Source organism: Chryseobacterium sp. IT-36CA2 (genome assembly GCF_949767875.1).
GTDB lineage: Bacteria > Bacteroidota > Bacteroidia > Flavobacteriales > Weeksellaceae > Chryseobacterium.
Window position 1 is genome coordinate 60259 of the sequence record NZ_CATKPG010000027.1, and the last position, 22770, is coordinate 83028.

Annotated in this window: 27 protein-coding genes; 14 read left to right on the forward strand and 13 right to left on the reverse strand. The window is 35.9% G+C overall.

From position 1 onward, the window contains the following. Positions 1 to 7 precede the first annotated feature (7 nt). The 4 genes from ACM6F9_RS22320 to ACM6F9_RS22335 all read left to right on the forward strand — a co-directional run bounded on the left by ACM6F9_RS22320 (position 8) and on the right by ACM6F9_RS22335 (position 1961). On the forward strand, positions 8 to 415 hold the full coding sequence (locus tag ACM6F9_RS22320) for an RrF2 family transcriptional regulator (RefSeq protein WP_105703121.1): 408 nt from the start codon (positions 8 to 10) through the stop codon (positions 413 to 415). A gap of 89 nt (positions 416 to 504) precedes the next feature. Next, positions 505 to 693 carry a hypothetical protein gene (locus ACM6F9_RS22325; protein ID WP_414847700.1) on the forward strand — a complete coding sequence of 63 codons (189 nt, stop codon included), beginning with the start codon at positions 505 to 507 and terminating at the stop codon, positions 691 to 693. A 1-nt stretch (position 694) separates the two neighbouring features. Beyond that, positions 695 to 1582, forward strand: coding sequence for a sulfite exporter TauE/SafE family protein (locus ACM6F9_RS22330; protein WP_414847701.1), 888 nt, complete (start codon positions 695 to 697; stop codon positions 1580 to 1582). An 88-nt stretch (positions 1583 to 1670) separates the two neighbouring features. Continuing rightward, positions 1671 to 1961 carry a putative quinol monooxygenase gene (locus ACM6F9_RS22335; protein ID WP_047376912.1) on the forward strand — a complete coding sequence of 97 codons (291 nt, stop codon included), beginning with the start codon at positions 1671 to 1673 and terminating at the stop codon, positions 1959 to 1961. A gap of 82 nt (positions 1962 to 2043) precedes the next feature. Here the strand turns inward: ACM6F9_RS22335 and ACM6F9_RS22340 are convergent, their stop codons facing one another. Further along, on the reverse strand, positions 2044 to 3336 hold the full coding sequence (locus ACM6F9_RS22340; RefSeq protein ID WP_414847702.1) for a T9SS type A sorting domain-containing protein: 1293 nt from the start codon (positions 3334 to 3336) through the stop codon (positions 2044 to 2046). A 196-nt stretch (positions 3337 to 3532) separates the two neighbouring features. Further along, positions 3533 to 4336 (reverse strand): T9SS type A sorting domain-containing protein, encoded by an 804-nt coding sequence (locus ACM6F9_RS22345; RefSeq protein WP_414847703.1) that lies wholly within the window; start codon positions 4334 to 4336, stop codon positions 3533 to 3535. 99 nt (positions 4337 to 4435) lie between these two features. On the opposite strand from ACM6F9_RS22345, the gene ACM6F9_RS22350 reads away from it, so the two are divergent. The 8 genes from ACM6F9_RS22350 (at position 4436) to ACM6F9_RS22385 (ending at position 13039) form a co-directional block, all read left to right on the forward strand. Next, positions 4436 to 6571: a TonB-dependent receptor plug domain-containing protein gene (locus ACM6F9_RS22350; RefSeq protein WP_414847704.1), complete on the forward strand. Its 2136-nt coding sequence runs from the start codon at positions 4436 to 4438 to the stop codon at positions 6569 to 6571. Positions 6572 to 6581: 10 nt separating this feature from the next. Next, a complete protein-coding gene (locus tag ACM6F9_RS22355) occupies positions 6582 to 7664 on the forward strand; it encodes an HmuY family protein (RefSeq protein ID WP_414847705.1) in 1083 nt (360 codons plus the stop codon). 21 nt (positions 7665 to 7685) lie between these two features. Then, complete coding sequence (locus tag ACM6F9_RS22360; RefSeq protein WP_414847706.1) at positions 7686 to 8564, forward strand: heme/hemin ABC transporter substrate-binding protein; 879 nt, start codon at positions 7686 to 7688, stop codon at positions 8562 to 8564. Then, positions 8548 to 9588: a FecCD family ABC transporter permease gene (locus tag ACM6F9_RS22365; protein ID WP_414847707.1), complete on the forward strand. Its 1041-nt coding sequence runs from the start codon at positions 8548 to 8550 to the stop codon at positions 9586 to 9588. The genes ACM6F9_RS22360 and ACM6F9_RS22365 overlap by 17 nt, the downstream gene beginning before the upstream one ends. Continuing rightward, positions 9588 to 10361 (forward strand): heme ABC transporter ATP-binding protein, encoded by a 774-nt coding sequence (locus tag ACM6F9_RS22370; protein WP_414847708.1) that lies wholly within the window; start codon positions 9588 to 9590, stop codon positions 10359 to 10361. The genes ACM6F9_RS22365 and ACM6F9_RS22370 overlap by 1 nt, the downstream gene beginning before the upstream one ends. 2 nt (positions 10362 to 10363) lie before the next feature. Continuing rightward, complete coding sequence (locus ACM6F9_RS22375; RefSeq protein WP_414847709.1) at positions 10364 to 11014, forward strand: class I SAM-dependent methyltransferase; 651 nt, start codon at positions 10364 to 10366, stop codon at positions 11012 to 11014. A gap of 4 nt (positions 11015 to 11018) precedes the next feature. Then, positions 11019 to 12047, forward strand: a complete 1029-nt coding sequence (locus ACM6F9_RS22380) for a hemin-degrading factor (protein ID WP_414847710.1) — start codon at positions 11019 to 11021, stop codon at positions 12045 to 12047. A 119-nt stretch (positions 12048 to 12166) separates the two neighbouring features. Beyond that, the gene (locus ACM6F9_RS22385) at positions 12167 to 13039 is read left to right on the forward strand and encodes a ChaN family lipoprotein (RefSeq protein WP_414847711.1); all 873 of its coding nucleotides are present in this window, start codon (positions 12167 to 12169) and stop codon (positions 13037 to 13039) included. 32 nt (positions 13040 to 13071) lie between these two features. Here ACM6F9_RS22385 and ACM6F9_RS22390 read toward each other — a convergent pair whose 3' ends face one another. Then, positions 13072 to 13785 (reverse strand): hypothetical protein, encoded by a 714-nt coding sequence (locus ACM6F9_RS22390; protein WP_414847712.1) that lies wholly within the window; start codon positions 13783 to 13785, stop codon positions 13072 to 13074. Between the two features lie 188 nt (positions 13786 to 13973). On the opposite strand from ACM6F9_RS22390, the gene ACM6F9_RS22395 reads away from it, so the two are divergent. Further along, entirely contained in the window at positions 13974 to 14612 is a 639-nt protein-coding gene (locus tag ACM6F9_RS22395) for a peptide deformylase (RefSeq protein ID WP_414847713.1), read from the forward strand. A gap of 178 nt (positions 14613 to 14790) precedes the next feature. Here ACM6F9_RS22395 and ACM6F9_RS22400 read toward each other — a convergent pair whose 3' ends face one another. The 3 genes from ACM6F9_RS22400 to ACM6F9_RS22410 are packed head-to-tail and all read right to left on the reverse strand — an operon-like array spanning position 14791 to position 16315. Further along, positions 14791 to 15216: an organic hydroperoxide resistance protein gene (locus ACM6F9_RS22400; protein WP_414847714.1), complete on the reverse strand. Its 426-nt coding sequence runs from the start codon at positions 15214 to 15216 to the stop codon at positions 14791 to 14793. Beyond that, positions 15217 to 15651: a MarR family winged helix-turn-helix transcriptional regulator gene (locus tag ACM6F9_RS22405; RefSeq protein WP_414847715.1), complete on the reverse strand. Its 435-nt coding sequence runs from the start codon at positions 15649 to 15651 to the stop codon at positions 15217 to 15219. Between the two features lie 31 nt (positions 15652 to 15682). Continuing rightward, positions 15683 to 16315: an NAD(P)H-dependent oxidoreductase gene (locus tag ACM6F9_RS22410; protein WP_079241094.1), complete on the reverse strand. Its 633-nt coding sequence runs from the start codon at positions 16313 to 16315 to the stop codon at positions 15683 to 15685. 253 nt (positions 16316 to 16568) lie between these two features. On the opposite strand from ACM6F9_RS22410, the gene ACM6F9_RS22415 reads away from it, so the two are divergent. Next, positions 16569 to 17321, forward strand: coding sequence for an SDR family oxidoreductase (locus ACM6F9_RS22415; RefSeq protein WP_414847716.1), 753 nt, complete (start codon positions 16569 to 16571; stop codon positions 17319 to 17321). A 6-nt stretch (positions 17322 to 17327) separates the two neighbouring features. Here the strand turns inward: ACM6F9_RS22415 and ACM6F9_RS22420 are convergent, their stop codons facing one another. The 7 genes from ACM6F9_RS22420 to ACM6F9_RS22450 all read right to left on the reverse strand — a co-directional run bounded on the left by ACM6F9_RS22420 (position 17328) and on the right by ACM6F9_RS22450 (position 22768). Then, complete coding sequence (locus ACM6F9_RS22420; protein ID WP_414847717.1) at positions 17328 to 17639, reverse strand: hypothetical protein; 312 nt, start codon at positions 17637 to 17639, stop codon at positions 17328 to 17330. A gap of 70 nt (positions 17640 to 17709) precedes the next feature. Then, a complete protein-coding gene (locus tag ACM6F9_RS22425; protein WP_414847718.1) occupies positions 17710 to 18669 on the reverse strand; it encodes a protein-glutamine glutaminase in 960 nt (319 codons plus the stop codon). 282 nt (positions 18670 to 18951) lie between these two features. Next, complete coding sequence (gene lipB, locus ACM6F9_RS22430; protein ID WP_414847719.1) at positions 18952 to 19680, reverse strand: lipoyl(octanoyl) transferase LipB; 729 nt, start codon at positions 19678 to 19680, stop codon at positions 18952 to 18954. 31 nt (positions 19681 to 19711) lie between these two features. After that, complete coding sequence (gene trpA / locus ACM6F9_RS22435) at positions 19712 to 20446, reverse strand: tryptophan synthase subunit alpha (protein ID WP_414847720.1); 735 nt, start codon at positions 20444 to 20446, stop codon at positions 19712 to 19714. Positions 20447 to 20530: 84 nt separating this feature from the next. Further along, positions 20531 to 21709: a tryptophan synthase subunit beta gene (gene trpB, locus ACM6F9_RS22440; protein WP_414847721.1), complete on the reverse strand. Its 1179-nt coding sequence runs from the start codon at positions 21707 to 21709 to the stop codon at positions 20531 to 20533. Between the two features lie 4 nt (positions 21710 to 21713). After that, positions 21714 to 22259, reverse strand: coding sequence for a GNAT family N-acetyltransferase (locus ACM6F9_RS22445; protein WP_414847722.1), 546 nt, complete (start codon positions 22257 to 22259; stop codon positions 21714 to 21716). Then, positions 22256 to 22768: a hypothetical protein gene (locus tag ACM6F9_RS22450; RefSeq protein WP_414847723.1), complete on the reverse strand. Its 513-nt coding sequence runs from the start codon at positions 22766 to 22768 to the stop codon at positions 22256 to 22258. The genes ACM6F9_RS22445 and ACM6F9_RS22450 overlap by 4 nt, the downstream gene beginning before the upstream one ends. Between the last annotated feature and the right edge of the window lie 2 nt (positions 22769 to 22770).

The window sequence follows — 22770 nt, forward strand, 5'->3', positions numbered from 1 at the left end:
TGCTGTAATGCTTTCAAAAAAATCTCAATATGCTTTTAAGGCGCTGTCATATCTTGTAGAAAAAAGAAATGATGGCCCGATTCTTATTTCTGAAATCGCGGAACACAAAAAGATTCCTTTAAAGTTTTTGGAAAATATCCTGCTTGAACTGAAAAAAGCGGAAATCCTTGATAGTAAAAAAGGAAAGGGTGGAGGATATTTTCTCAAAGAAAATCCTGAAAATGTGACACTGGCCAAGATCATTCGTCTTGTGAATGGCCCTATTGCCATGCTTCCATGTGTAAGCCTTAATTTCTATGAAAAATGTGATGACTGCAATGAAGATCACTGCGGGCTTCACGATGTACTGATAGAGGTTCGGGATGCTTCACTGAATATTCTGGAAAGTAAAACTTTAATGGATCTGGTCGACTGACCTGATCCTTTTTTTTGAATTAATAGTCTACTTATTTTGTAGGATAAATATTTTTATCAGATATTTGCAATACTTCAAATGAATAAATTATGATTTCAAAAGAAGAAGCAAACCAAATACAAAAGTTTACAGATTCTATAATAACAGCAAATTTAGCTGTTGCATCCATTTTAGACGGAAAAAAAACCATCTACAGTTCGGAGAAAGATAAGGAGTCAGCTGTTTTTATGGTAGAAACAGTTGTTAATGAAGTAATATGGATTAAAAAGATTCTGTGATATGGTGATTTCAAGAAAAATTCAGATAAGGCTTAATGTTCTTTTTGTGACGGCTGCTATTATCTTCATTGCTGTTTTTTCAATGTACGAACTGGGATATCTGGATGAACTTCTGAATATTTTGGCAAAAGATAATTACATTTTTTATTGGATGCTTCTGGTAGGTGTTTTTGCTGAAATTGTGGCAGGATCAATGGGAATGGGATATGGTGTCATCTGTACTACAACTCTTATGCTCCTGAATATTCCTCCCCATATTGTAAGTGCCAGTATTCATTCTGCGGAAAGTTTTACAACGGCTGCAGGAAGTCTCAGCCACATCAAATTGAAAAATGTAAGCAAAAGCCTGGTAAAAAAGCTGGCTATTCCTGCGGTAATTGGAGCTGTTATCGGTGCTGTATCTCTGACCTATCTGGGAGAATATTATGCTAAAATCACCAAAACATTAATTGCTTTTTATACTTTATACCTCGGAATTCAAATCCTGTCTAATGCTTTTAAAGAAAAACAAAGCAAGGCCCTGAAAAGAAAAACCAATCTGACAAGACTTGGCGTGATAGGAGGTTTTATAGATTCTTTTGCCGGTGGAGGATGGGGACCTCTGGTTACAGGAACGCTTATTAAAAATGCTTTTACTCCAAGATTTGCGGTGGGAAGTTCTACAGTGGCGAAATTTATCCTTACCATCACTGCTGCGGTTACCTTTTTCTTTACCCTGGGAATCCAGCATTGGAATATTATTCTCGGGCTTTTAATAGGCGGAATTATTACCGCACCCTTTTCAGCAATGCTTACTGCTAAGCTTCCGGTAAAGAAAATGTTTGTGATTATCGGAACATTGGTAATCGTAATGAGTTCTATAACTATTTATAAATCAGTTTTTAATTAAAAAATAAGCATGGTGTTGAAAAATAAAGAGATAAAATAGATATTCGGTTTTGAAAATATTTTACTTTTACATCACTAAATATTAGAACATGAATTTACATATCATTGCACTTTTTAAGTTTAATGAAAATTATCTGATGGATGCCGTAGAGCTGTTTCAGAACCTGGTGAAAGAAACAAGAAAAGAAGAAGGCTGTCTGCAGTATGACCTTATTGAAGATAAAGATAATAAAGGAACTTTCTTCCTGATTGAGCTTTGGGAAAGTGTAGAACACCACAACAGGCATAACGGTCAGGATCACCTTTTAGATTTCCGTAAAGATGCTTCCAAAATCATGGAAAGCTCTGCAGAGGTGTACAAAGGTTTTAAGATATATTAAAATTTAAAAGAATAAAAGGCGGTTTCAATAGTTTGAAACCGCCCTTTTATTAGAAAAAATAGAAAGTATTAAAATAAAAAATTTATTTCACGATAAGCTTTTTCGTTTCCGAGTGGCCACCGTAAGTAATTTTTACAAGGTAATTTCCTGAAGTAAGGGTAGACAGGTTAAGGTCCTGTTTGTAGAATCCTGCCTGATTAGTAAGTTCCTCAGAATATACTTTTTTGCCGGTAAGATCATACACTTCTACACTTCCTTTGTTCCCTGATTTTTCTTTAACATCAAAAAGAACAGTCACTTTTTTATCAGCTGTAGCCGGGTTTGGATAAATACCGAAAGAAGCTTTTTTACCTACCTCAGTAATTCCAAGAGTTTCTGTGATCTTTTTATATTTGAAATACATATTTCCTGTACTTGCCCCACCATTTGTAGTGAAGTACATTCTGTAGTAATCGTTTCCTTTTTTAACGTAGTATACAACATCACTTTTAACAGTTCCGATCCCTTTCCAGGAGTGTCCTACTGTAGTAATAGCTGATGAGAAACTTGTAGTGGCAGGAATGGTAGAAGTTGCCGTTCCTTGAGTTTCAGGCTGTACCATTGCTACTTTCACATTCGGACTTTGAATCGCTCCTGAAAGCGGATACATTTGCACCCCCATGTAGAAAGTATAGTATTTTGTAAATACGAAATCCCATGCAGTTTTGGATGGCTCCAGGCTAGGAACTTTTGCTCCTGTATCAAATGAGAAATAGTTGAAATAAGAATCATCTGTTCCATTAGCAACGGTTCTTGTTTCTGTTGCTCCCCATGCTGTACCATTCCATTTTGAATATTTGAAGGTATATCCGGCGAAAGCATCTTCAATCGCAAACTTAACATAAGTTCCTGAAGCATATTTCAATACAAAAATAGCTTTTCCTTCAATATGGTGACTTACAGGGTTGTAGACTCCCCATCCTGTTGAAGGAATATTTGGGTTTGTAGAGGTTACAGGTCCCTGTTCAAAGGCTCCCTGGCTCCAGTCAGTCGTCTGATCCGGGTTATAAAGAGGTGCTCCCCATGAAGACAGGTTGCTGATATTGATATTATCCCAGTCTGCAAGGTTTGTAGAAGCAGTGTATACCTCTATATCTTTTGCATCATTTATTCTTGTTCCTGCTGTATAAGGTGAGTTTCTATAAAAAGCAATATCCCAGCTATTGGCAGGTTGAGAAACCATATTACCATCTGCAAGGTTTACGAACACTCTGTTTTGGTATCCGCTCCCCATTGTCATATTTACCTGTGAGTATCCCTGTGCATCAGTTTGTGCCAAAACAGTCTGCTGAACAGACATTGCCAATACTGAAGCCAATAATAGTTTTGTTTTCATAATCTATTTTTTAAATCCTTATTTAGAATGATTCCACAAAAGTATATAATTATTTTTAATCAGTCTAAATAAAAACATGATTTTTATCGTGTTTTTATTTTAATTGTAGACTTAAAAAGGTAAAATAAGAGCACGAAAAAGCCGGAAGGAAGTAATCCCGCCGGCTTTATAAAGGTTGATAATAGTCTAATAAACCTTATTTCTTGATGAATTTTGATTGGATCAATTTTCCTTCTGCAGTTTCAATATTCATGAAATACACTCCAGTATGAAGTGCGCTGATATCAAATCTTTGCCCGTTCAGTTTTCCTTCAGCTGCTTTTTGACCTGCTGCAGAATAAATCTGGATATTCTTAGGATCTTTTTTGCTGATAAACTGCAATGCTGTATTATCTGAAGTCGTTGTAAACTTGATATTTTCTGTTGATTTTGAAGCGTCATTAACGCCTAATGAGCCTGCAGGAGTAAGAACTACATTGTCTAATCTCAAAGCCTGGTGGTTTGCTGTTGCCGAAAATTTAAATGCAATGTATTGATATGCTGAAGCAGGTACATTTACAGTAGTCACTACAGCTGTACCATTGGTCATTGGAACAGGGCTTCCTAATGAAGTAAAAGTAGACATGTCAGTAGGACTTGCTACAAGACCCATTTCAACACTTCCAGAACCCGGAGCTCCTCCAATTCTTAATGTTGTAATAGATAATGTCTGACCTCCGGTTGGAGCAGCTATCTGAGGAGATACTAAATAAAAGGCTGTATTTGGTGAGAACAGAGAGTATGCCTGGATGTATTTGTCTGCAGCTCCGGGAGCTTCCACTGATAGTCTTGGTGCTACGCTGGCATCTGTAACTGAAATCTGTGTTGTCCATCCATTCTGAGGTAGAGATCCATCTCCAGCATTCGCAAAAGAATCAAAGTTTTCATTAATGCTATTCATCTGTGCATTCATACCAAACGCTGTAAGCATTAAACCTCCAATAAGTAATCTTAGTGTCATAACTTTATTTTTATTTAGAATTATTCCACAAAAATATGTAATTATTTTTAATGAGTCTAAATAAAGTTTTATATTTGCTGAAAATTTTTCTCAATAGTTATGAAGAAGAAAGTGATTACCGTTTTGTCACTGTCCATTACTTTTTGGATGAATGCACAACAAAAAGATTCTCTGAATAAAAATAATATTGATGAAGTTGTTATAACTGGTCAGTATATGCAACAGTCAATCAATAAATCAATATACAAGGTAGAGGTGATTGATGCACAGCAAATCAAGAATATGGCTGTTACCAATGTTGCCGAAGTTTTAAATCAAAATCTGAATATTTTAATAGAACCGAACAGAGGCTCAGGAAATTCCAGTGCCAATATTATGGGATTGAGTGGGGCTTATACCAAAATTCTTATTGACAATATTCCTGTTGTGAGTGATGAAGGGATGGGAAACCTTGTAGATCTTACCAAGATTAACGTTAATAATATTGAACGTATTGAGGTGGTAAAAGGTTCCATGGGTGTAGAATATGGTAATAATGCCTTAGCTGGTGTGATTAATATTATTACCAAAAAAAGCTATAGCAAAAAAGTTTCGATTCTGGCTTCTTTGCAGGAAGAAACAGTTAATAAAGATTATGACTGGTTTAAAAAAGGAAATGGCCGACACATCCAATCATTGAATGTTGGATATAAAATAAATGACAACTGGTCTGTTTCTGCAGATATTAATCATAATGATTTTCAGGGGTATAAAGGAAATCTTCAGGGTTATAAATACTTTAGTGAAAGCAATGACGGACAGCGTGGTTATGACTGGCAGCCTAAAGATCAGATCACAACCAACGGCGTGATACGCTACAGTAAAAATAATACGAGTTTTTACTATAAAATGAATTTCCTTTCCGAAAAAATTAATTATTACAATCCGTTAGTAAGTGAGCTTTACCTGGGAGGAGGTAACAGAACTTATACAGCACAAGATATTGATTATGATACTAAAAGATGGATTCATCAATTTAATATCCAGACTAAAATAGGAAGAATCAATTACAACGGAGATTTCTCTTATCAAACACAGGAAAGGAAGTCACAACACTATACTTACGATGTTCCGAGCAGACAGGAATTGTCAAGAGATGAAAGTCAGACTTTCTATAAGTCTGATGTACTTTATTCCAGAGGGATGTTCAGTAACTTTTTGAACAGTGATAAAATCAATTTTCAGTTAGGATATGAGTTGGACAGAACAAAAGGTTTTGCTGGTGCCAGCACATTTGAAAGCAATAATAACGGAAAGGATATTCAGCGTTCCATATTCAATTATGCTAATTTCTTATCTGCAGAATGGAATGTAAACAATTGGTTTTCCCTACGTCCTGGTGTAAGACTGGCTTTGAGTGATAAATTCGACTCTCAATATAATTATTCAACGACATTAAGATTTAAAACTACTGCAAAATCTGACATCCGTTTGGTATTCGGTTCTGCAAACAGGTTTCCTACCTACGATGAATTATACACTTTTGTAGTAGATAATAACCATGATATCAGAGGAAATGAAAATCTGAAACCTGAAACGGGATATTCAACATCTTTATTCTGGGATTATGCAACGGCTAATTCAAACGACTGGAAGTTTAATTTCAGTGCTTCAGGAATGTTTTTAGATGTAAAAAACAGGATTGAAAGTGTAATTGTGAACAACAGTCCTCTACAAATTACTTATTTAAATGTTGATAATTATAAGTCTCTATTGTTCGGAGGAGGGATAAATGTAAGAAAAGGGGATCTTTCTTTGAATGCAGGTGTTTCAGTAATGGGAGTTTCCCAAGTTCTTAATACCGGAAATATTACTTCACCGGATGATTACAATTTTTATGCTGAAGCCAATCTGGCAGCCAACTATACACTACCTTATACGAAAACCTTATTTGCTCTTTATTACAAATATACAGGAGCTCAGAAACGATATACCCATAAGACAAACCTGCAGGATCCAAAAGATCCGGGACAATATGTGCTTGGAGAAATTGGTGATTATAATATGATGAACTTCACAGTAAGCCAGCCTTTCTTTAAAAATCATTTTGAAATCAGTGTAGGGGTTAAAAATATTTTTGACGTTACCTCTGTCAGAAATACAATACAGGCAGGAAACAGCCACAATGCTGCTGCAGATCAACAGAATCTATTCTATGGCAGAAGTTATTTTGCCAGATTAAATTATAATTTTTAAAGGATTAAAAATGAAAAAAATACTATTTTCCCTTTTAATAGGAGCATCTTTTATATCTCAATCTTGTATTAATGATAATGAAGATGCTGTTATGGTAGCACCATCCGATGGAGCTGTTGTTAATCCAAATGTAGGGGGAGCCACTCAACCCAACCAGGTTTGGATTGATTTAGGTACCAATACAGAAGTTGCAACCAAAAGAACAGATTGGGATTTTGCATTCTATACAGGGAATTCATTTAAAGTAGTTTTGAATTCGTCTATCATGATGGCGGCAGGTAAGATACCAAATGCAACCAATATAGATTTGGTTACAGATGCAAGTGTTACTGCATTAAAAGAGCAGGTTCAGGTAGCGAACTTCAATCCTGCCAATGAAGCCTATATTGATGATGTAAAAGGTAATTTCCCTACAGGCAATACCGCAATAGAAGAAATTAAAGCTGATGACTCCCAAAATGGCGTTTATCTTGTTAATATGGGAAGAAAGATCTTTACAGGAAATGTTCCTACAGGATCAGTAACTACAGGAGGTGATAGCAGAGGCTGGATGAAAGTTCAGGTGGTAAGATCAGGAGCCAACTACAAAATAAAATATGCTGAACTCAATGCCACAGAGCATAAAGAATTAACCATTACCAAAAACACAGCCTACAACTACAATTTTGTAAGTCTGGAAAAAAATAGTGAGGTAACAGTACAGCCGGAAAAAAAGAAATGGGATCTGTGCTTCACCGTATTTACCAATCTGATTGCCGGAGCGGGAAGTTACATCTATGCTGATTTTGTGCTTTCAAACAATGTAGGTGGAGTAGGTGCCTATGAAGTGAAAGTAACTTCAGGATCAGGAGTAGAAGCATACAATAACTTCAAAACTTCAGATATTGATCCTTCCAAATTTATTTATAATGACCAAAGAGTGATTGGAGGAAACTGGAGAAATCCTGTAGGCGCCAATGGACTTGAAGTATATGGTGACCGATTCTATGTGATTAAAGATGCCGAAGGATATTACTTTAAATTAAGATTTACAAGAATAACAAACACGGCAGGAGAACGTGGAAGACCTCAATTTGAATACAAACCTTTATAAATAATCAAATAATAGTATATCATGAAAAAATTCATCCTTGCAGCTTCTGTACTTGTAGCAGTATATTCTTGCAAAAAAGCAGAAGGAACAGCAAAAGAAAATACTACAGAAGCTACTTCTGAAGCACCAAAAACCAACAATAAAATAGTAACATTAAACGGAGGAATTACTGAAATTGTAGCAGCTCTTGGCCACGAAAAAGAAATCGTAGCAACAGATGTTACAAGTACTTACCCTGCCTCTTTAAAAACTACAACCAAAGATCTTGGGCACATGAGATCTATGACTATTGAGCCGATCATGGCCGTTTCTCCAACATTAATTTTAGCTTCTGATAAAGATATTAACCCGGAATTAATGGGTAAAATCAAATCTTCAGGAATTAAAACGGAAGTTTTCAAACAGGAATACACGGTTGACGGAACTAAAAAACTGATCGAACAAGTAGCAAAAGCGATCGGAAATACAGATTATCAGAAATTAAATGATAAAATAGATGCTGACCTGAAACAAGTACAGCCTATTGCTAAAAAGCCAAAAGTATTGTTCATCTATGCCAGAGGAAACATGCTGATGGTAAGTGGTAAAAACACTCCAATGGCTTCATTGATTACCCTTGCAGGCGGAGAAAATGCGGTTACTGATTTTGAAGATTTCAAACCTTTGACACCAGAAGCCGTAGTAAAAGCTAATCCTGATGTATTATTCTTCTTTGAAACTGGTCTACAGGGAGCAGGAGGAAATGATGGAGCGCTAAAAATGCCGGGAGTATCTCAAACCAATGCAGGTAAAAACAAAAAGATTATTGCAATGGACGGAGGTTTAGTGTCAGGTTTTGGACCGAGAGTAGGAGAAGCAGCAGTAGGATTAAACAAACTTTTAATTGAAAGCACAAAGTAAACTATACTTTTATCTTATTATAAGTGCAGTACTGCTAACCATTATAGCAGTACTGTCACTTAATACAGGAGTTTATGATTTTGGAGAAAAATCTCCGTTCATGGCCTTGTGGCAATTTATAAAAGGAGATTCAGGTTTGTCACTCAGTGATAAATATGTGATTTGGGACGTAAGAGCAGCCAGAATTATCATGGCCATTTTAGTAGGAAGTATGCTGTCGGTTTCAGGAACAAGTCTTCAGGGACTTTTCAAGAATCCACTGGCAACGGGAGATTTAATAGGACTTACATCAGGAGCAACTTTGCTGGCAGCTATTGCGATTGTTTTAGGAGGGCATTTCAAAGAATATCTTCCTGAGGTTGTGCAATTTTCTCTGGTAGGAATAGCGGCTTTTATCGGTTCTTTTTTATCAATGATGCTGGTTTACAGAATTTCAACAAGCGGAGGAAAAACTAATGTAGTCATGATGCTGCTTACAGGAGTTGCCATAACCGCTATTGGTTTTTCAATCACCGGATTTTTGATCTATATCTCAAAAGATGAGCAGCTCAGAGATCTTACTTTCTGGAATTTAGGAAGCCTGGCAGCTGCTACGTGGACGAAGAATATCATTTTAGCCATTGTTGCAATCATCGCTTACATTATTTTACTCCCCAAAGGAAAAGCATTGAATGCAATGATGTTGGGTGAAAAAGATGCTCAGCATCTGGGAATAAATGTAGAAAGACTGAAAAAGCAGATTATCATCATCGTAGCTTTAATGGTAGGAAGTTGTGTAGCATTTTCAGGAACCATTGGTTTTGTAGGTCTTATTGTACCTTATATTTTAAGACTTTTATTCAAATCCAATTATACGTTTATTTTGCCATTATCGGCAATGTGCGGAAGCATTTTGTTATTGACGGCAGATACCTTCAGCAGAAGTATTGTAGAACCGTCAGAACTGCCGATCGGAATTTTAACAGCTTTAATGGGAGGACCTATTTTTATCGCTATTTTGGTTAAATTTAAAAAATCACTGTAATGATCAAGGCACACCAGATTAATTATAAACATAAAGAATTCCGGATTCTGGACGGAGTAGATGTCTCTCTGGAATACGGTGAATTTCTGGCCATTGTAGGTCCCAACGGAGCAGGGAAGTCAAGTCTTCTGAGCGTATTGGCTGATGAAGTGAAATCCGGAAATAACAAGGTCCTGTTTAAAAATAAACCCATCAGAGAATGGAATATCAAAGAGCTTTCAAAGCACAAAGCAAAGTTCTCACAGCATAACAGCAATGATATTCCGCTTGAGGTGAAAGATGTGATCATGATGGGAAGGTATCCGTATTTTGATGCCCAGCCCGGAAAAGAAGATTTGGAAGCCATGAACAATATGATGTACGAAACCGATATTTTTCACCTGAAAGAAAGAGAATACAACACCCTTTCGGGAGGAGAAAAACAGCGAGTACACCTTTCAAGAGTAATGGCGCAGCTTGAAAATGAAATTGCCCACAAACTGCTTTTTCTGGATGAACCTTTGAATAATTTAGATATAAAACATCAGTATAAAGCGTTGGAAATTATCAGAAAATTTACAAAAAAAGCCAACAGCGCTATTGTTGTTTTGCATGATCTGAACCTTGCTGCACAGTTTGCAGATAAGATTTTATTAATGAAATCAGGACAGGTTTCCGCCTATGGAACGCCACAGGAAGTTTTTACGGCAGAAAATATAAGCAATGCCTATAATTTTCCCTGTACCATTTGTGAACACCCTATTACCAATAACCCAATGATCATTTTTGGATAACCATGGAAAAAGACGAACTCAAAATACTCGCACAGAATCTTGCCAATCCTCAGGGTGAAAAAGGCATCGAGATTGGTGAAATGATGAATGCTACTAATATCAGTATGACGTTGGAAAGCATTAAAACACTTGTAATAGATGATGATCAGCAGATCCTTGAAATAGGACACGGAAATGCAGCCCATCTGAAAAGTATAATGAGTCTTGCCAAGAATCTCAGATACACAGGAATTGATATTTCTGAAACCATGCACAATGAAGCCAAAAGGCTCAATAAAGAATTTGAAAGCGAAGCAGATTTTGTTCTGTATGAAGGGAAGAAACTGCCATTTCAGGATAGATCTTTTGATAAGATATTCACTGTAAACACAGTCTATTTCTGGGGAAATCCGGTAGAATTTCTAAACGAGATTTACAGGGTTTTAAAAGATGACGGGACATTCGTCCTTACATTTGGACAAAGAGAATTCATGGAGAAACTGCCGTTTACGGAATATGATTTCACCTTGTACAGCAACAGTGAAATGGAAGAGCTTATCTCCAAAAGCCACTTTAAAAGAATGAAAACTTCTGAAAAAGAAGAAGAAATAAAAAGTAAAACAGGAAACGAAACAATACGAAGAATTTATACAATTTTAACCATAAAAAAGTAAAGTAATGAGCACATTAGTTAATGATTTAAAGGAAAAATGGGAAGCTCTGAAAGCAGAAAATCCACATATCAGAATAAGAAATGCAGCAGCACAGCTAGAAGTAAGTGAAGCAGAATTATTGGCAACAAGCATCGGAGAAGGTGTTACCGTACTGAACCCGGATTTTCAGGGAATCCTTACAGAAGCTGAGCAATTAGGAAAAGTAATGGCTCTTACCCGTAATGATGAATGTGTTCATGAAAGAAAAGGAACGTATCTGAACGGAGATTTCAGCAGTCCTCATGCACAGCTTTTTGTGGGTGAAGATATTGACCTTAGAATTTTCCTTAACCACTGGAAATTTGCTTTTGCAGTATTGGAAGGAGAGAAGAAAAGCCTTCAGTTTTTCGGGAAAGACGGTTTGGCACTTCACAAAATTTATTTAACAAAAGATAGCAATGAAGCAGCTTTCGATGCTATTGTAGAAAAATTTAAAGCAGACGATCAGAATCAGGCATTGGTATTTGAAGCAGTAGCTCCAAAACAGGCTGAAAAAGCAGATTCAGACATTGATGTGGAAGGCTTCAAAAAAGCATGGACAGAATTGAAAGATACTCATGATTTCTTCATGATGACCAGAAAATATGGAGTAAGCAGAACACAGGCATTAAGACTAGCTCCGGAAGGATTTGCTAAGAAAATTGATAATGCGAAAGTAGTCAACGTCCTTGAAGACGCTTCTGAGAAAAATACACCGATCATGGTTTTCGTTGGAAACAGAGGAATTATCCAGATCCACACAGGAAATGTGAAGAAAACACTTTGGCACCAGCAATGGTTCAACGTAATGGATCCAGATTTCAACCTACACCTTGATGTAACGAAAATTGCTGAAGCATGGATCGTTAAAAAACCAACTGAAGACGGAGAAGTAACCGCTATCGAAGTATTCAACAGTGAAGGTGACTTCATTGTTCAGTTCTTCGGAAAAAGAAAACCTGGAATTCCTGAACTTCAGGAGTGGAAGGACCTTGTAGCAGAATTAGAGAAATAATAATTAGATGATTTTGAATGAGACCGTTTTGTTTGTAAAATTCAAAGCGGTCTTTTTTATTTCATGCGATCTGTAGGTGCCAGAATATTTGTGTAATTTGTGATTAAATATAAATAAAAATGAAAAATATTTTCATAGCGATACTGCTTGCCGGTTTCTGTTCATTAAAAGCACAGGATTTTAAGGCATATCAATTTTATGATAAAAAAGGAAAAGAAATAAAGACAGAAAAGCTGGTAAAAGAACTGGCAGATTATGATGTGGTCTTTTTTGGTGAAAATCATAACAGCTCCATCAATCACTGGCTTCAGCTTAAAATTACAGAAGCGCTCTTTGCAAAAAAGAACGGTCAGCTTATCTTAGGAGCAGAAATGTTTGAAAGAGATAATCAGGCTCAGCTTAATCAATATTTAAACGGGAAATTCGATGCTAAAACATTGAAAGATTCTGCCCGTTTGTGGAACAATTATGCAACAGATTACAAACCTTTGGTAGATTTTGCCAAAGATAAAAAGCTGAATTTCATTGCAACCAATATTCCAAGAAGATATGCCTCACAAACGGCAAAAGAAGGTCTTGAGTCTTTAAATAAATTAAGCGAGAAAGAAAAAACATACATTGCTCAGCTGCCCATCAAGGTTACTTTAGATACTCCCGGATATCAGGAGATGAAAAAGATGATGGGCGATCATGCAGAAGGAACTAAAGTGATGAATTTCATCTCTGCTCAGGCTACAAAAGATGCTACCATGGCTGAATCTATCCTGAAAAGCTATCAGGCAGGAAAAACTTTCATCCACTACAATGGAAACTACCACAGCAAAGAATTCGGCGGGATTTATTGGTACATCAAACAGAAAAATCCTAATCTGAAAATAGCGGTTATCTCCGTATTCGAATCAGATGACCCCGAATTGAAAGTACCATCCAAAGATTATATCCCTACAGATTTTAATCTGATTATTCCGGGAGATATGACGAAAACATTTTAATAAAAACGGACCAAAGTCCGTTTTTATTAAAATTATTTGATTTGCTCATTGATTTCTTTAGAAATTTTTTCAATTTCTAAAAGTTGCTTATCATATTGCTCGATAACATTTTGTCGGTAAAGTGTCAAAAAATAATTACTGGCATTTGCTTCCTTAGAGTTGTTTGCTATGATAGCTTGCATTGTTTTCTCCAACTGATTATTATATCTTTTTTCACTGTTTTCCAAAGACTTTACATCCTGTTCATAATACTTTAAAATTTTACTTTTTAAAGGTTTATTACGGATGTATGCAATATTTCCACTTGATTTAAATCCTTCGTAATTTCCGGAATTAGCACTTCTAAAGATAGATATTAAGGTAATCTGAGATTGTTGAGACTGGATTTCTTTCATACTTGTCGTTTTTTGAAAGATTGGATCTTCATTTTTAATAATTTTGTTACCAATATTTTTTGTAGGAGAATCTTCTTCATATTTTTTTAATAACATTTCTTTGTTTTTTAGTATTTCCTGTTTATCAGCTGCCAAATCACTTTTTAAATCAATCAGAAATTCTTTTACATCTTCTGCCTGATGACTTTTTTCACTTAATCCATGAAGCCAGATGGAAAGGGAAACTGCAAAAACAATAATAAATATTTCTAATAAGAACTCTTTTATTTTATGCCAAAGCCCTTTATTGTCTCTTTTTGTAATGTTTTTTAAAGCCTGTTTGGCATGTTTGCGAACTTCTAAATCAGCCATAATTGTGTTTATAATTGTTAGAGGGAATTTTAATTTATTATACAAAGCTAAAAAAAAGTGTGAATTTATTTTGTATTTAATAAAAAGATTTAAAAATTTGTAAAATGTGAAAAAAATTGTAAACACCTTAAATGGCTATACTTAAAAATATATAATTACTTTTCACATGATATATGAATATAATAAATATGAAAAATTTATCCTTCTTTTTGTTATTGTCTCTGAGCTTAACGTATAACGCTCAAAAACTCACTTCCCATGAAATTTCAATCATCAATCAGGGAGATGTAAATACCGCATTACCGATCTATCAGACGACAAATTCCAATCAGCATAAAACATTGCTGAGCATTTCTTCAGAAGCAGACCCTCTTGACCCGAATACAACTGTTTTGGTAAAAAGAATGAAAGAATCTCTCCTTTCAACAGATGGTGGAGTAGGCATTGCAGCTCCACAGGTAGGAATCAACAGAAAGATCATCTGGGTGCAGCGTTTTGATAAGGAAGGAACACCATTGGAATACTTCATCAATCCGGTGATTGTATGGCGTTCAGATTTACAAAATCTGGGTCCTGAAGGTGATTTGTCTATTCCTGAATTCAGAGATCAGTTTTACAGAAGCAAAGTTATTCAACTGGAATATGTTGATCTGAAAGGTCAGAAATATTCAGAAATTGTAGAAGGTTTCACTGCAGTGATCTTCCAACATGAAATCGACCATCTTTTTGGAATTTTAATCTCCGATAAAAAAGAAAAAGAGAAAAATGATTCTTATAGAAAAGTAGATGCTTATCAGAAAAGTGACGTAAATAAAGACAGGAGGTAATGATGAGTTATAAATTATAAATGATGAATGATGAATGATGAATGAAATTCTTACATTATATGCATAAAATATATCCTCAATCATCTGTGTCATCTGTGAAATCCCTGAGAAAATAAAAAAAGGAGCTGTTTCTACTGAAACAGCTCCTTTCGTTATAACTATGCTTAAAAAAATTGGATTAATCGTTGTTGGTTACTGCAAGTTTCACCTCCATATTATTTCTGGTAGCATTAGAATAAGGGCAGATCTGGTGTGCTTTTTCTGTCAGAGCCTGTGCTTCCTCAAGAGAAACTCCAGGGATGTTCACGTCTAATTCTGCAGCCAGTCCGAAACCACCATTCTCAAGCTGACCTATGCTTATTTGAGCGGTTACTGTGGTTTCTCCGGTTTTTACTTTAGAAAGACTGATTACTCTGTTCAGAGCACTGTCGAAACATGCAGAATATCCGGCTGCAAAAAGCATTTCAGGATTAGCAAAATCGTCATTGGCGCCTCCTAAACCTTTCGGCATTCTTACGTCAAGTTCCAACACTCCGTTTTCACTTTTTACATGTCCGTTTCTGCCTCCTTGAGCAGTAACTTTAGTGGTATATAACGTTTTCATTTATTTTTCTATTTTGTTTAATATTTTTAGTACTGTGTCTTTAAGGTGCAGCAGCTCTTCTGGTTGTATTCCCAGTTTTTCCTGAATTTTTCCAGGAATTTCACAAGCTTTCTGCTGAAGCTGTTTTCCAGCTTCGTCTAAAAATACTTCAACTACTCTTTCGTCCTCTTTTTTTCTTTTTCTGCTAATAAATCCTTTAGACTCCAGTCTTTTCAGAAGAGGTGTTAAAGTTCCACTATCCAGATAAAGTTTTTCTCCGATATGGGTTACCGTAAGTCCGTCACCGTCCCATAATATCATCATCACAAGATACTGCGGATACGTAATGCCCAGTTCATCAAGAAAAGGACGGTAAAGCCCTGTAATCTCTTTGGCAATTACATACAGTGGGAAGCAAATCTGGTTTTCTAGTTTGGGTGTTTTCGGATTTTCCATAATTTTGAGTACGAAAGATTCGATGAAGGTATTACTTTTTTATGATAAATTCATCCATTGGAATTCTAACTTTTTTCATAGAAGAAAGCCAGTCATTAGCTTCGTCACGGTATCCAAGATATAAAAGCGTTACACTTTTTAATCCTAGTTCTTTCAATCCCAGTACTTCATCCACTACGGCATTGTTGAATCCTTCTGCCGGTGTACTGTCTATTTTAAGCTCTGCTGCCTGTGCAAGGGCAATTCCTAAGGCAATATAAGTCTGACGGGCAGTATGTGCAAAATGTTCTTCAGCAGTTTGTGCTCCGTACATTTTTTTGATAGTATCGGTATAGCTTCCGAAACGACCTCTTGGAAGATCTCTTACATCCGTGTGATAATCGTAAACTTTGTCAATTTTTTCATTAGAATAGCTGTCCCAAGCTGCAAAGACCAAAACGTGAGAAGAATCTCTCATTACTTCAGGGTTTAAAGCACCTGCTACCATTTTTTCTTTCAATTCCTGGTTTTCCACTACAATAATTCTGAACGGTTGAAGTCCGGATGAAGTAGGAGCCAGTCTTGCTGATTCTAAAATCGTATTAAGATCTTCCTGTGATACTTTTTTGGTTGGGTCATAAGCTTTTACAGCATGTCTCCAGTTTAGATTTTCTATTAATGACATTTTTCTTTTGTTTTAAATTAAACTACTTGGTGTTTTTATTACTTCTGTTTTTAACAGTGAAGTAAATTAACAGTACAAATGTACACTCGATTTAATTGTGCGCAATTTAATTTTGAAAGATTTTATTGATCGCGATTATTGATGAAATTTAAAAGGTAAATTATAGCTTCAATTTTGTTGATTTCCACATGATTCGGATTTTTTCAAAGCCCTTGTATTCCAATCTTTGCAATAGAAATTTAAACTAAAAGCAATGCAGAGATTTAATAACAAAACCGCTTTAATTACAGGTGGAACTAACGGAATGGGCTTAGCTACTGCTCAGAAATTCATTGAAGAAGGAGGAAAAGTTATCATCACAGGAAGAAGTGAAGAAACCGTAAACAATGCTTTGGAAAAGCTTGGAGAAATGGCATTGGGAATCGTATCCAACGCAGGAAATATAAAAGACCTGATGAATCTTCAGCAGGAAGTCAGAAAATATACAGACCATATTGATCTGGTCTTTGCCAATGCAGGCTACGGAAGATTTGCTTCTGTAGAATATGTAGATGAAAACCAGTTTGACGAACTCTTCAATATGCTGGTCAAAGGGCCATTTTTTACAGTACAGCAGTTATTACCATTGATGAAAAGCGGAAGTTCTGTTATTTTCAATACTTCAGTGGCAACGGAAATTGCAATGCACAATTTTTCGGTGTATTCTGCTGCCAAATCTGCAGTGCAGTCATTCATCAAAACTTTTGCCGTAGAACTTACAGAACGTGGAATTCGAGTGAATGGAGTAAGCCCCGGACATATTAAAACCAATATTTTTAATAATACTGGTCTGACCGGAGAGCAGATAGAAAGTGCTATTGAAGATATTATCCCTACAATTCCTTTTAAAAGACAAGGGGAACCGTCAGAAATTGCCAATGTAGTTCTGTTTCTGGCTTCAGATGAAGCTTCATATATCCATGGAGCGGAAATAAAAGTAGATGCCGGAATTTCTGTGATCAGGTAATACAGATTATTTGACCTCTTTTATTTCTTTGATGATATTGGTTTTATTTTCAATACCAATATTATAGGTCTTACTCTTTTTAAAGCTTTGAGTAGCCTTTTCCAGGAGATTTTTATAATCCGGAGATTTTTTTGAAAGATAAAAAACCTGAGCACTTATTCCAATGGCGATACGTACCACTTCATCCGGTTTATCGGGGTCTTCCATGATGTTGGAAATAGTGGCATTATTATACCAGGTTAAGTTCTGTGAACTGGAATTACCGGAACAGGATGTAATCATAATAAAAAGTAATAGTAAATAGGACCAGGCTTTCATAGCAAAAAAGTATTAAGTAAAAAGCTCCTGCAATATATCAAAATACGTGCAGGAGCTCTATATAAATTAGTTAAAATCCACAGCTTCCTACGCTAGGTGCAGGAGAAGGAGAACATCCTGAAAGGGATGAGAATATATTCAATACACAGTTGGTATTTACATAGTTGTTATCATACAGTAAAGATCCTGATGGACTTCTGTAGTATACATTTCCTGCTGTATTGGCAAAAGAAGATACAGAAGCAGATCCACAGCCTGTATTCGTACAAGCAGCTCTCCATGCAGCATCAGTTACAGGTCCGCTGGAGAATAATGATGGGTCTATGATTCTTTTTTCAACAATTCCGGAAGCGTTTTTAAAGCTTACCAAAATTGCCACGTGATATACCCATGATACACAGCATGTTCCTGTAGAAGCTCTAAGGTTACCATAAACGAACTGTTTTTCACAATCATAACCGGCATTCAAAAGGATTTGTCTCATTTTATGAGCTCTTGCATAGCATCCATCTACAGGATATCTGAAAGTAATACACGGTGAAGATGCTGTAGAAGTTCCGCAAGCCTGATTTTTGATCTGAGTGAATAAGCTGTTCAGCGTTGCAATATTTGGAATAACGCTTACTGCTTTTTTGCTGTCGCCTCTCTCTTCTTTGTTGAATACTGATTTGAAATAACGGATATCATCAGCTGTTGCTTTATCTACCTTTGCAATTTCATTAGAATTGGCCTTCAGGAAAACCTGAACCGGAGTTTCATTTTCTACAGCTTCTTTGATCATAGAGATGAATCCCGCATTTTCCTTAGTATCCTTAATATGATACGGCTGCGCTGAAACCATAAATGAAACTTTAAACTTTCCATCCTCTTTTTCTATCCCTACCGGTACAGTCTTGCCGAAATCTTTCATGGCAACTTCGTTTGACTCTTTGGCTACGAGATTAGGATCCTGATTGGCGTTTGAATCTGAACAGGCATTGAATGACAGCATCGTCACGAATACCATCATGGATAACAGAAATTTTTTCATAGTTTTTATACTTTGTGGTTAATTTTCAGTGAACTTTTTAGTGGTGATAGTTCACTATTTTGTGATATTAAAAGTAATAAAAATTAAAATATATGCAAACATTTTTTCAAAAAAATACATAATTGTATTATATTTTTGATTTTATGATATTGAAAAGAGTGGAATAATGATTATTTTTATAGAGATATTCAAGGAAAATAGAAAATTTTAAAATAGTGGTTTTTAAACTAAAAACCCAGTTTCAAAGGCTGAAACTGGGTTTTATATTTTAAATTATCTTGATTATTTATAAATCAATTCCGCTTGAAATACATCTGCAAAATGTTTTCTGATCTTTGCTTTCAGTTCTTCCATTTCTACGAATGTCAGTTCTCTTTCAAGTTCTCTTTTCAATGAGGTAACCTGCTTATCTTTGATACCACATGGAATAATGTATTCAAAATAACGCATATCCGTATTCACATTCAATGCAAACCCGTGAAGAGTTACCCAACGGGAAGCTTTCACCCCCATAGCACACATTTTCCTGGCGTAAGGTTTTCCTACATCCAGCCATACTCCGGTTTCTCCTGGGGAACGTTCTCCTTTAATACCGTATTCGGCAATGGTTCTGATGATTACTTCTTCCAGATTTCTCATATATAAATGAATATCCGTGAAAAAGTTTTCAAGATCAAGAATAGGGTAGCCTACAACCTGTCCGTAGCCATGGTAGGTAATATCTCCGCCACGGTTTACTTTGACGAAAGTAGCATCAATTTCTTTCAATTTATCAATACCTGCAAGCATATTTTCTTCGTGTCCGCTTTTTCCTAAAGTATAAACGTGCGGATGTTCTACGAGAAGAAGATGGTTGGGAGTAGTAATATGTTGTTCTGCGGGAAGATCCCTGTTTTTTATTTTGGTATCAATGATGTTTTTCATCAGTTGTTCCTGATAATCCCAGGTTGGCTGATAATCTTTGATTCCTAAATCTTCAAATTCTACTGCTTTATTCTGATTTGTATTCATTTCAATTTTTGATATACAAATTTAGTGAATTTTACCCTTTTATAGAATGGATAAAATCTATAGCACTTTTCTTCCACTCTCTATCCTGAAGCAAAATATTCACAAAAGCTGTCCCTATGATACCGCCATCTGCTTTTTCCGTTACATTTTCAAAATCTTCTTTCGACTTGATTCCAAATCCAATCATCACAGGGTTTTTAAGAGGAAGGGATGCTATTCTGGAAAGGTAGGATTCATTTTTCAAAACAGCGTTTTCATTTCCGGTGGTAGAAGAAGAGCTTACAGCATATAGGAAACCTGAGCTTAAGGAATCCAGATAAATCATTCTTTCATCCGAAGTTTCCGGGGTTACGAGAAAGGTGAAATTTAAATTATATTGCTTTAAAATATGCTGGTAATTTTTCTCAAATTCAATAGGAGGAAGATCTGGAAGGATCAGTCCTGAAACACCACATTCAGAACATGCTGCACAGAATTTCTCAAATCCGAAACTTAACACAGGATTGATGTACCCCATCAGGATAATCGGAATTCTGATTTCATCTTTAATGGCTTTCAGCTGAGACAATAGCTTTTCGATGGTCATTCCGTTTTTTAAAGCCAGTTCATGAGCATTTTGGATCACAGGTCCATCTGCCACAGGATCAGAATAGGGCATTCCGATTTCGATCATATCTGCTCCGGAGTCCTGAATCAGTTTTATAATGTCAGCGGTATCTTCCAATTGAGGAATTCCTGCCGTGAAGTATATATTTAGTTTTTTCATTTTTTATTGTATTAAAGTATAATGTACAAAGTATGATGTAATGAATGTTAGTGGAAATACATTGTACATTTTACATCCGACATTTTACAGATTTTTCAAATAGGTTTCCATATCCTTATCTCCACGGCCGCTCAGACAAATTACAACAACATCGTTTTCATTAAATTTTTTCTTGTCTAAAACTGCCAGCGCATGTGAACTTTCCAGTGCCGGAATGATTCCTTCCAGTTTGGTAAGGTTAAAAGCGCATTTTAATGCTTCATCGTCATTAATACTAAAAAATTCTGCTCTTTTTTCTTTAAATAAATGGGCATGAAAAGGACCTATTCCTGGGTAATCCAATCCTGCGGAAATAGAGTGGGGCTCTATAACCTGTCCGTCTTCTGTTTGCATTACAAGGCTTTTGCTTCCGTGAAGTACTCCAAGCGTTCCTAAAAACGTAGTGGCCGCAGATTTCCCGGAATCTACTCCTAATCCTCCGGCTTCAGCAGCAATGATTTTCACTTCTTTTTCCTCCACAAAATGATAAAAAGTCCCTGCTGCATTACTTCCTCCACCTACACAGGCAATCACATAATCTGGGTTTTCTCTTCCGATTTTCTCTTTAAGCTGTTCTTTGATTTCTTTTGAAATAATACTTTGAAATCTGGCTACCAAATCAGGAAAAGGATGAGGTCCAACCACGCTTCCAATCACATAATGAGTAGTCACAGGATTGTTGATCCAGTCTCTTAATGCTTCATTTACGGCATCTTTAAGGGTCTTTGAACCTGAAGTAGCTGCTACCACTTCTGCACCCAGCATTTTCATTCTTGCTACATTCGGGGCTTGTCTCTGGATATCAATTTCTCCCATGTAGACAATACATTCCAGACCTAATAAAGCACAGGCGGTAGCAGTCGCAACACCGTGTTGTCCCGCTCCCGTTTCAGCAATAATTCTTGTTTTTCCAAGACGCTTGGCCAGTAGAACCTGTCCCAGAGCATTATTGATCTTGTGAGCTCCGGTATGGTTGAGATCTTCCCGCTTTAAATAGATCTGTGTCTGGTATTTCTGACTTAAGTTTTTAGCAAAATATAAAGGAGTAGCCCTTCCGACATAGTTTTTAAGCAAATCCTGATACTCAGCCTGAAAATCTTCAGATTCTATGATTTCAAGGTAGCTTTTTTGCAATTCTTCTACATTAGGATAAAGCATTTCGGGGATAAAAGCTCCTCCAAACTCTCCGTAATATCCATTTTCATCGGGGTTTTTATAATTCATTTTTTTATTCTTTAGTAATTAAATAAGCATTGTTTTGTGAACTTAGCTGATTAAGCAGTTCTTTTCTTTCCTGTGAGGTATGAAAAATCAAAATATCATCATCTTCAGAATTCACCCATTGCGAGCCAATGCTTTCTTTGATCATTTTGGCTTTGTCTTGGAGAATTTCTATATCACATTTTTCATAAAAAGGGCGAAGATCCGAATGACAAAAACCTATAGTTTCCATATTCCTCTGAAGAGCATTTTCTTTGAAACTCCTGACCAACGCTGCACCATATCCTTTCTTTTTATGAGCAGCCACAAGGCCTACAGCTTCTGCGAAGGAGTAATCAGTGTCAGCTATTTTTAAAGTAAAATCAAAATTTATCCTCATAATGGCCAGTATATTTTCATGAGCATCCATCAGAAAATGAAATTCCGAATTTTTGAAAAAAGTATGAAAATAGGCTGCCTTCATTGTATTCCAGGCAGAGATATCCCAAAGTTCCAGGATATGTTCTATCTCGGTTTCCGTTAAATCTTTCGTTTCTTTTATCTGATATTTCATGGGTTCAAACTATTAATAAATGCAAGGTTATAATCGTGCTGTTGCTTGGTAATCAATTTTTTATAATGTAATAATTCTATTTTATGCGTTAAATCAATTAAAGTGGCTTTATCTATTTTTGATTTATACATGGTAATGGCAATTTCCAGGTTGTCAATCAGATAATAAGGATCGGAATCTTCATACAGCAGAAATATTTTAGCATAAATTAGTCCCAGGTCATATTTTACGACTGATCTTACATGGGTTTCTAAAAACTTATCCGAAATAATAACCAGATAATAGCTGTTCCATAAGCTGATTCTCTCAAAAAAATACTGGATGTCGCTTTCTTCAAAATCTTTAATAACGCCAATAAATTTAGACAATAATCCACCCACTTCCCAATGTTCTAAATTGCTGTCATTCTCAGCAATAAAGTGGTACAAATTCTGGATTTTCTCATTCCCGAATTTGGGCGGAAATAATGTTTTATAAAATGTCTTCTTTAGCAAATGTATATTCATCATTG

Coding starts and splice junctions, on each gene's coding strand:
- ACM6F9_RS22320 (WP_105703121.1), top strand. CDS start 8: ATGCTTTCAAAAAAATCTCAATATGCTTTTAAGGCGCTGTCATATCTT.
- ACM6F9_RS22325 (WP_414847700.1), top strand. CDS start 505: ATGATTTCAAAAGAAGAAGCAAACCAAATACAAAAGTTTACAGATTCT.
- ACM6F9_RS22330 (WP_414847701.1), top strand. CDS start 695: ATGGTGATTTCAAGAAAAATTCAGATAAGGCTTAATGTTCTTTTTGTG.
- ACM6F9_RS22335 (WP_047376912.1), top strand. CDS start 1,671: ATGAATTTACATATCATTGCACTTTTTAAGTTTAATGAAAATTATCTG.
- ACM6F9_RS22340 (WP_414847702.1), bottom strand. CDS start 3,336: ATGAAAACAAAACTATTATTGGCTTCAGTATTGGCAATGTCTGTTCAG.
- ACM6F9_RS22345 (WP_414847703.1), bottom strand. CDS start 4,336: ATGACACTAAGATTACTTATTGGAGGTTTAATGCTTACAGCGTTTGGT.
- ACM6F9_RS22350 (WP_414847704.1), top strand. CDS start 4,436: ATGAAGAAGAAAGTGATTACCGTTTTGTCACTGTCCATTACTTTTTGG.
- ACM6F9_RS22355 (WP_414847705.1), top strand. CDS start 6,582: ATGAAAAAAATACTATTTTCCCTTTTAATAGGAGCATCTTTTATATCT.
- ACM6F9_RS22360 (WP_414847706.1), top strand. CDS start 7,686: ATGAAAAAATTCATCCTTGCAGCTTCTGTACTTGTAGCAGTATATTCT.
- ACM6F9_RS22370 (WP_414847708.1), top strand. CDS start 9,588: ATGATCAAGGCACACCAGATTAATTATAAACATAAAGAATTCCGGATT.
- ACM6F9_RS22375 (WP_414847709.1), top strand. CDS start 10,364: ATGGAAAAAGACGAACTCAAAATACTCGCACAGAATCTTGCCAATCCT.
- ACM6F9_RS22380 (WP_414847710.1), top strand. CDS start 11,019: ATGAGCACATTAGTTAATGATTTAAAGGAAAAATGGGAAGCTCTGAAA.
- ACM6F9_RS22385 (WP_414847711.1), top strand. CDS start 12,167: ATGAAAAATATTTTCATAGCGATACTGCTTGCCGGTTTCTGTTCATTA.
- ACM6F9_RS22390 (WP_414847712.1), bottom strand. CDS start 13,785: ATGGCTGATTTAGAAGTTCGCAAACATGCCAAACAGGCTTTAAAAAAC.
- ACM6F9_RS22395 (WP_414847713.1), top strand. CDS start 13,974: ATGAAAAATTTATCCTTCTTTTTGTTATTGTCTCTGAGCTTAACGTAT.
- ACM6F9_RS22400 (WP_414847714.1), bottom strand. CDS start 15,216: ATGAAAACGTTATATACCACTAAAGTTACTGCTCAAGGAGGCAGAAAC.
- ACM6F9_RS22405 (WP_414847715.1), bottom strand. CDS start 15,651: ATGGAAAATCCGAAAACACCCAAACTAGAAAACCAGATTTGCTTCCCA.
- ACM6F9_RS22410 (WP_079241094.1), bottom strand. CDS start 16,315: ATGTCATTAATAGAAAATCTAAACTGGAGACATGCTGTAAAAGCTTAT.
- ACM6F9_RS22415 (WP_414847716.1), top strand. CDS start 16,569: ATGCAGAGATTTAATAACAAAACCGCTTTAATTACAGGTGGAACTAAC.
- ACM6F9_RS22420 (WP_414847717.1), bottom strand. CDS start 17,639: ATGAAAGCCTGGTCCTATTTACTATTACTTTTTATTATGATTACATCC.
- ACM6F9_RS22425 (WP_414847718.1), bottom strand. CDS start 18,669: ATGAAAAAATTTCTGTTATCCATGATGGTATTCGTGACGATGCTGTCA.
- lipB (WP_414847719.1), bottom strand. CDS start 19,680: ATGAATACAAATCAGAATAAAGCAGTAGAATTTGAAGATTTAGGAATC.
- trpA (WP_414847720.1), bottom strand. CDS start 20,446: ATGAAAAAACTAAATATATACTTCACGGCAGGAATTCCTCAATTGGAA.
- trpB (WP_414847721.1), bottom strand. CDS start 21,709: ATGAATTATAAAAACCCCGATGAAAATGGATATTACGGAGAGTTTGGA.
- ACM6F9_RS22445 (WP_414847722.1), bottom strand. CDS start 22,259: ATGAAATATCAGATAAAAGAAACGAAAGATTTAACGGAAACCGAGATA.
- ACM6F9_RS22450 (WP_414847723.1), bottom strand. CDS start 22,768: ATGATGAATATACATTTGCTAAAGAAGACATTTTATAAAACATTATTT.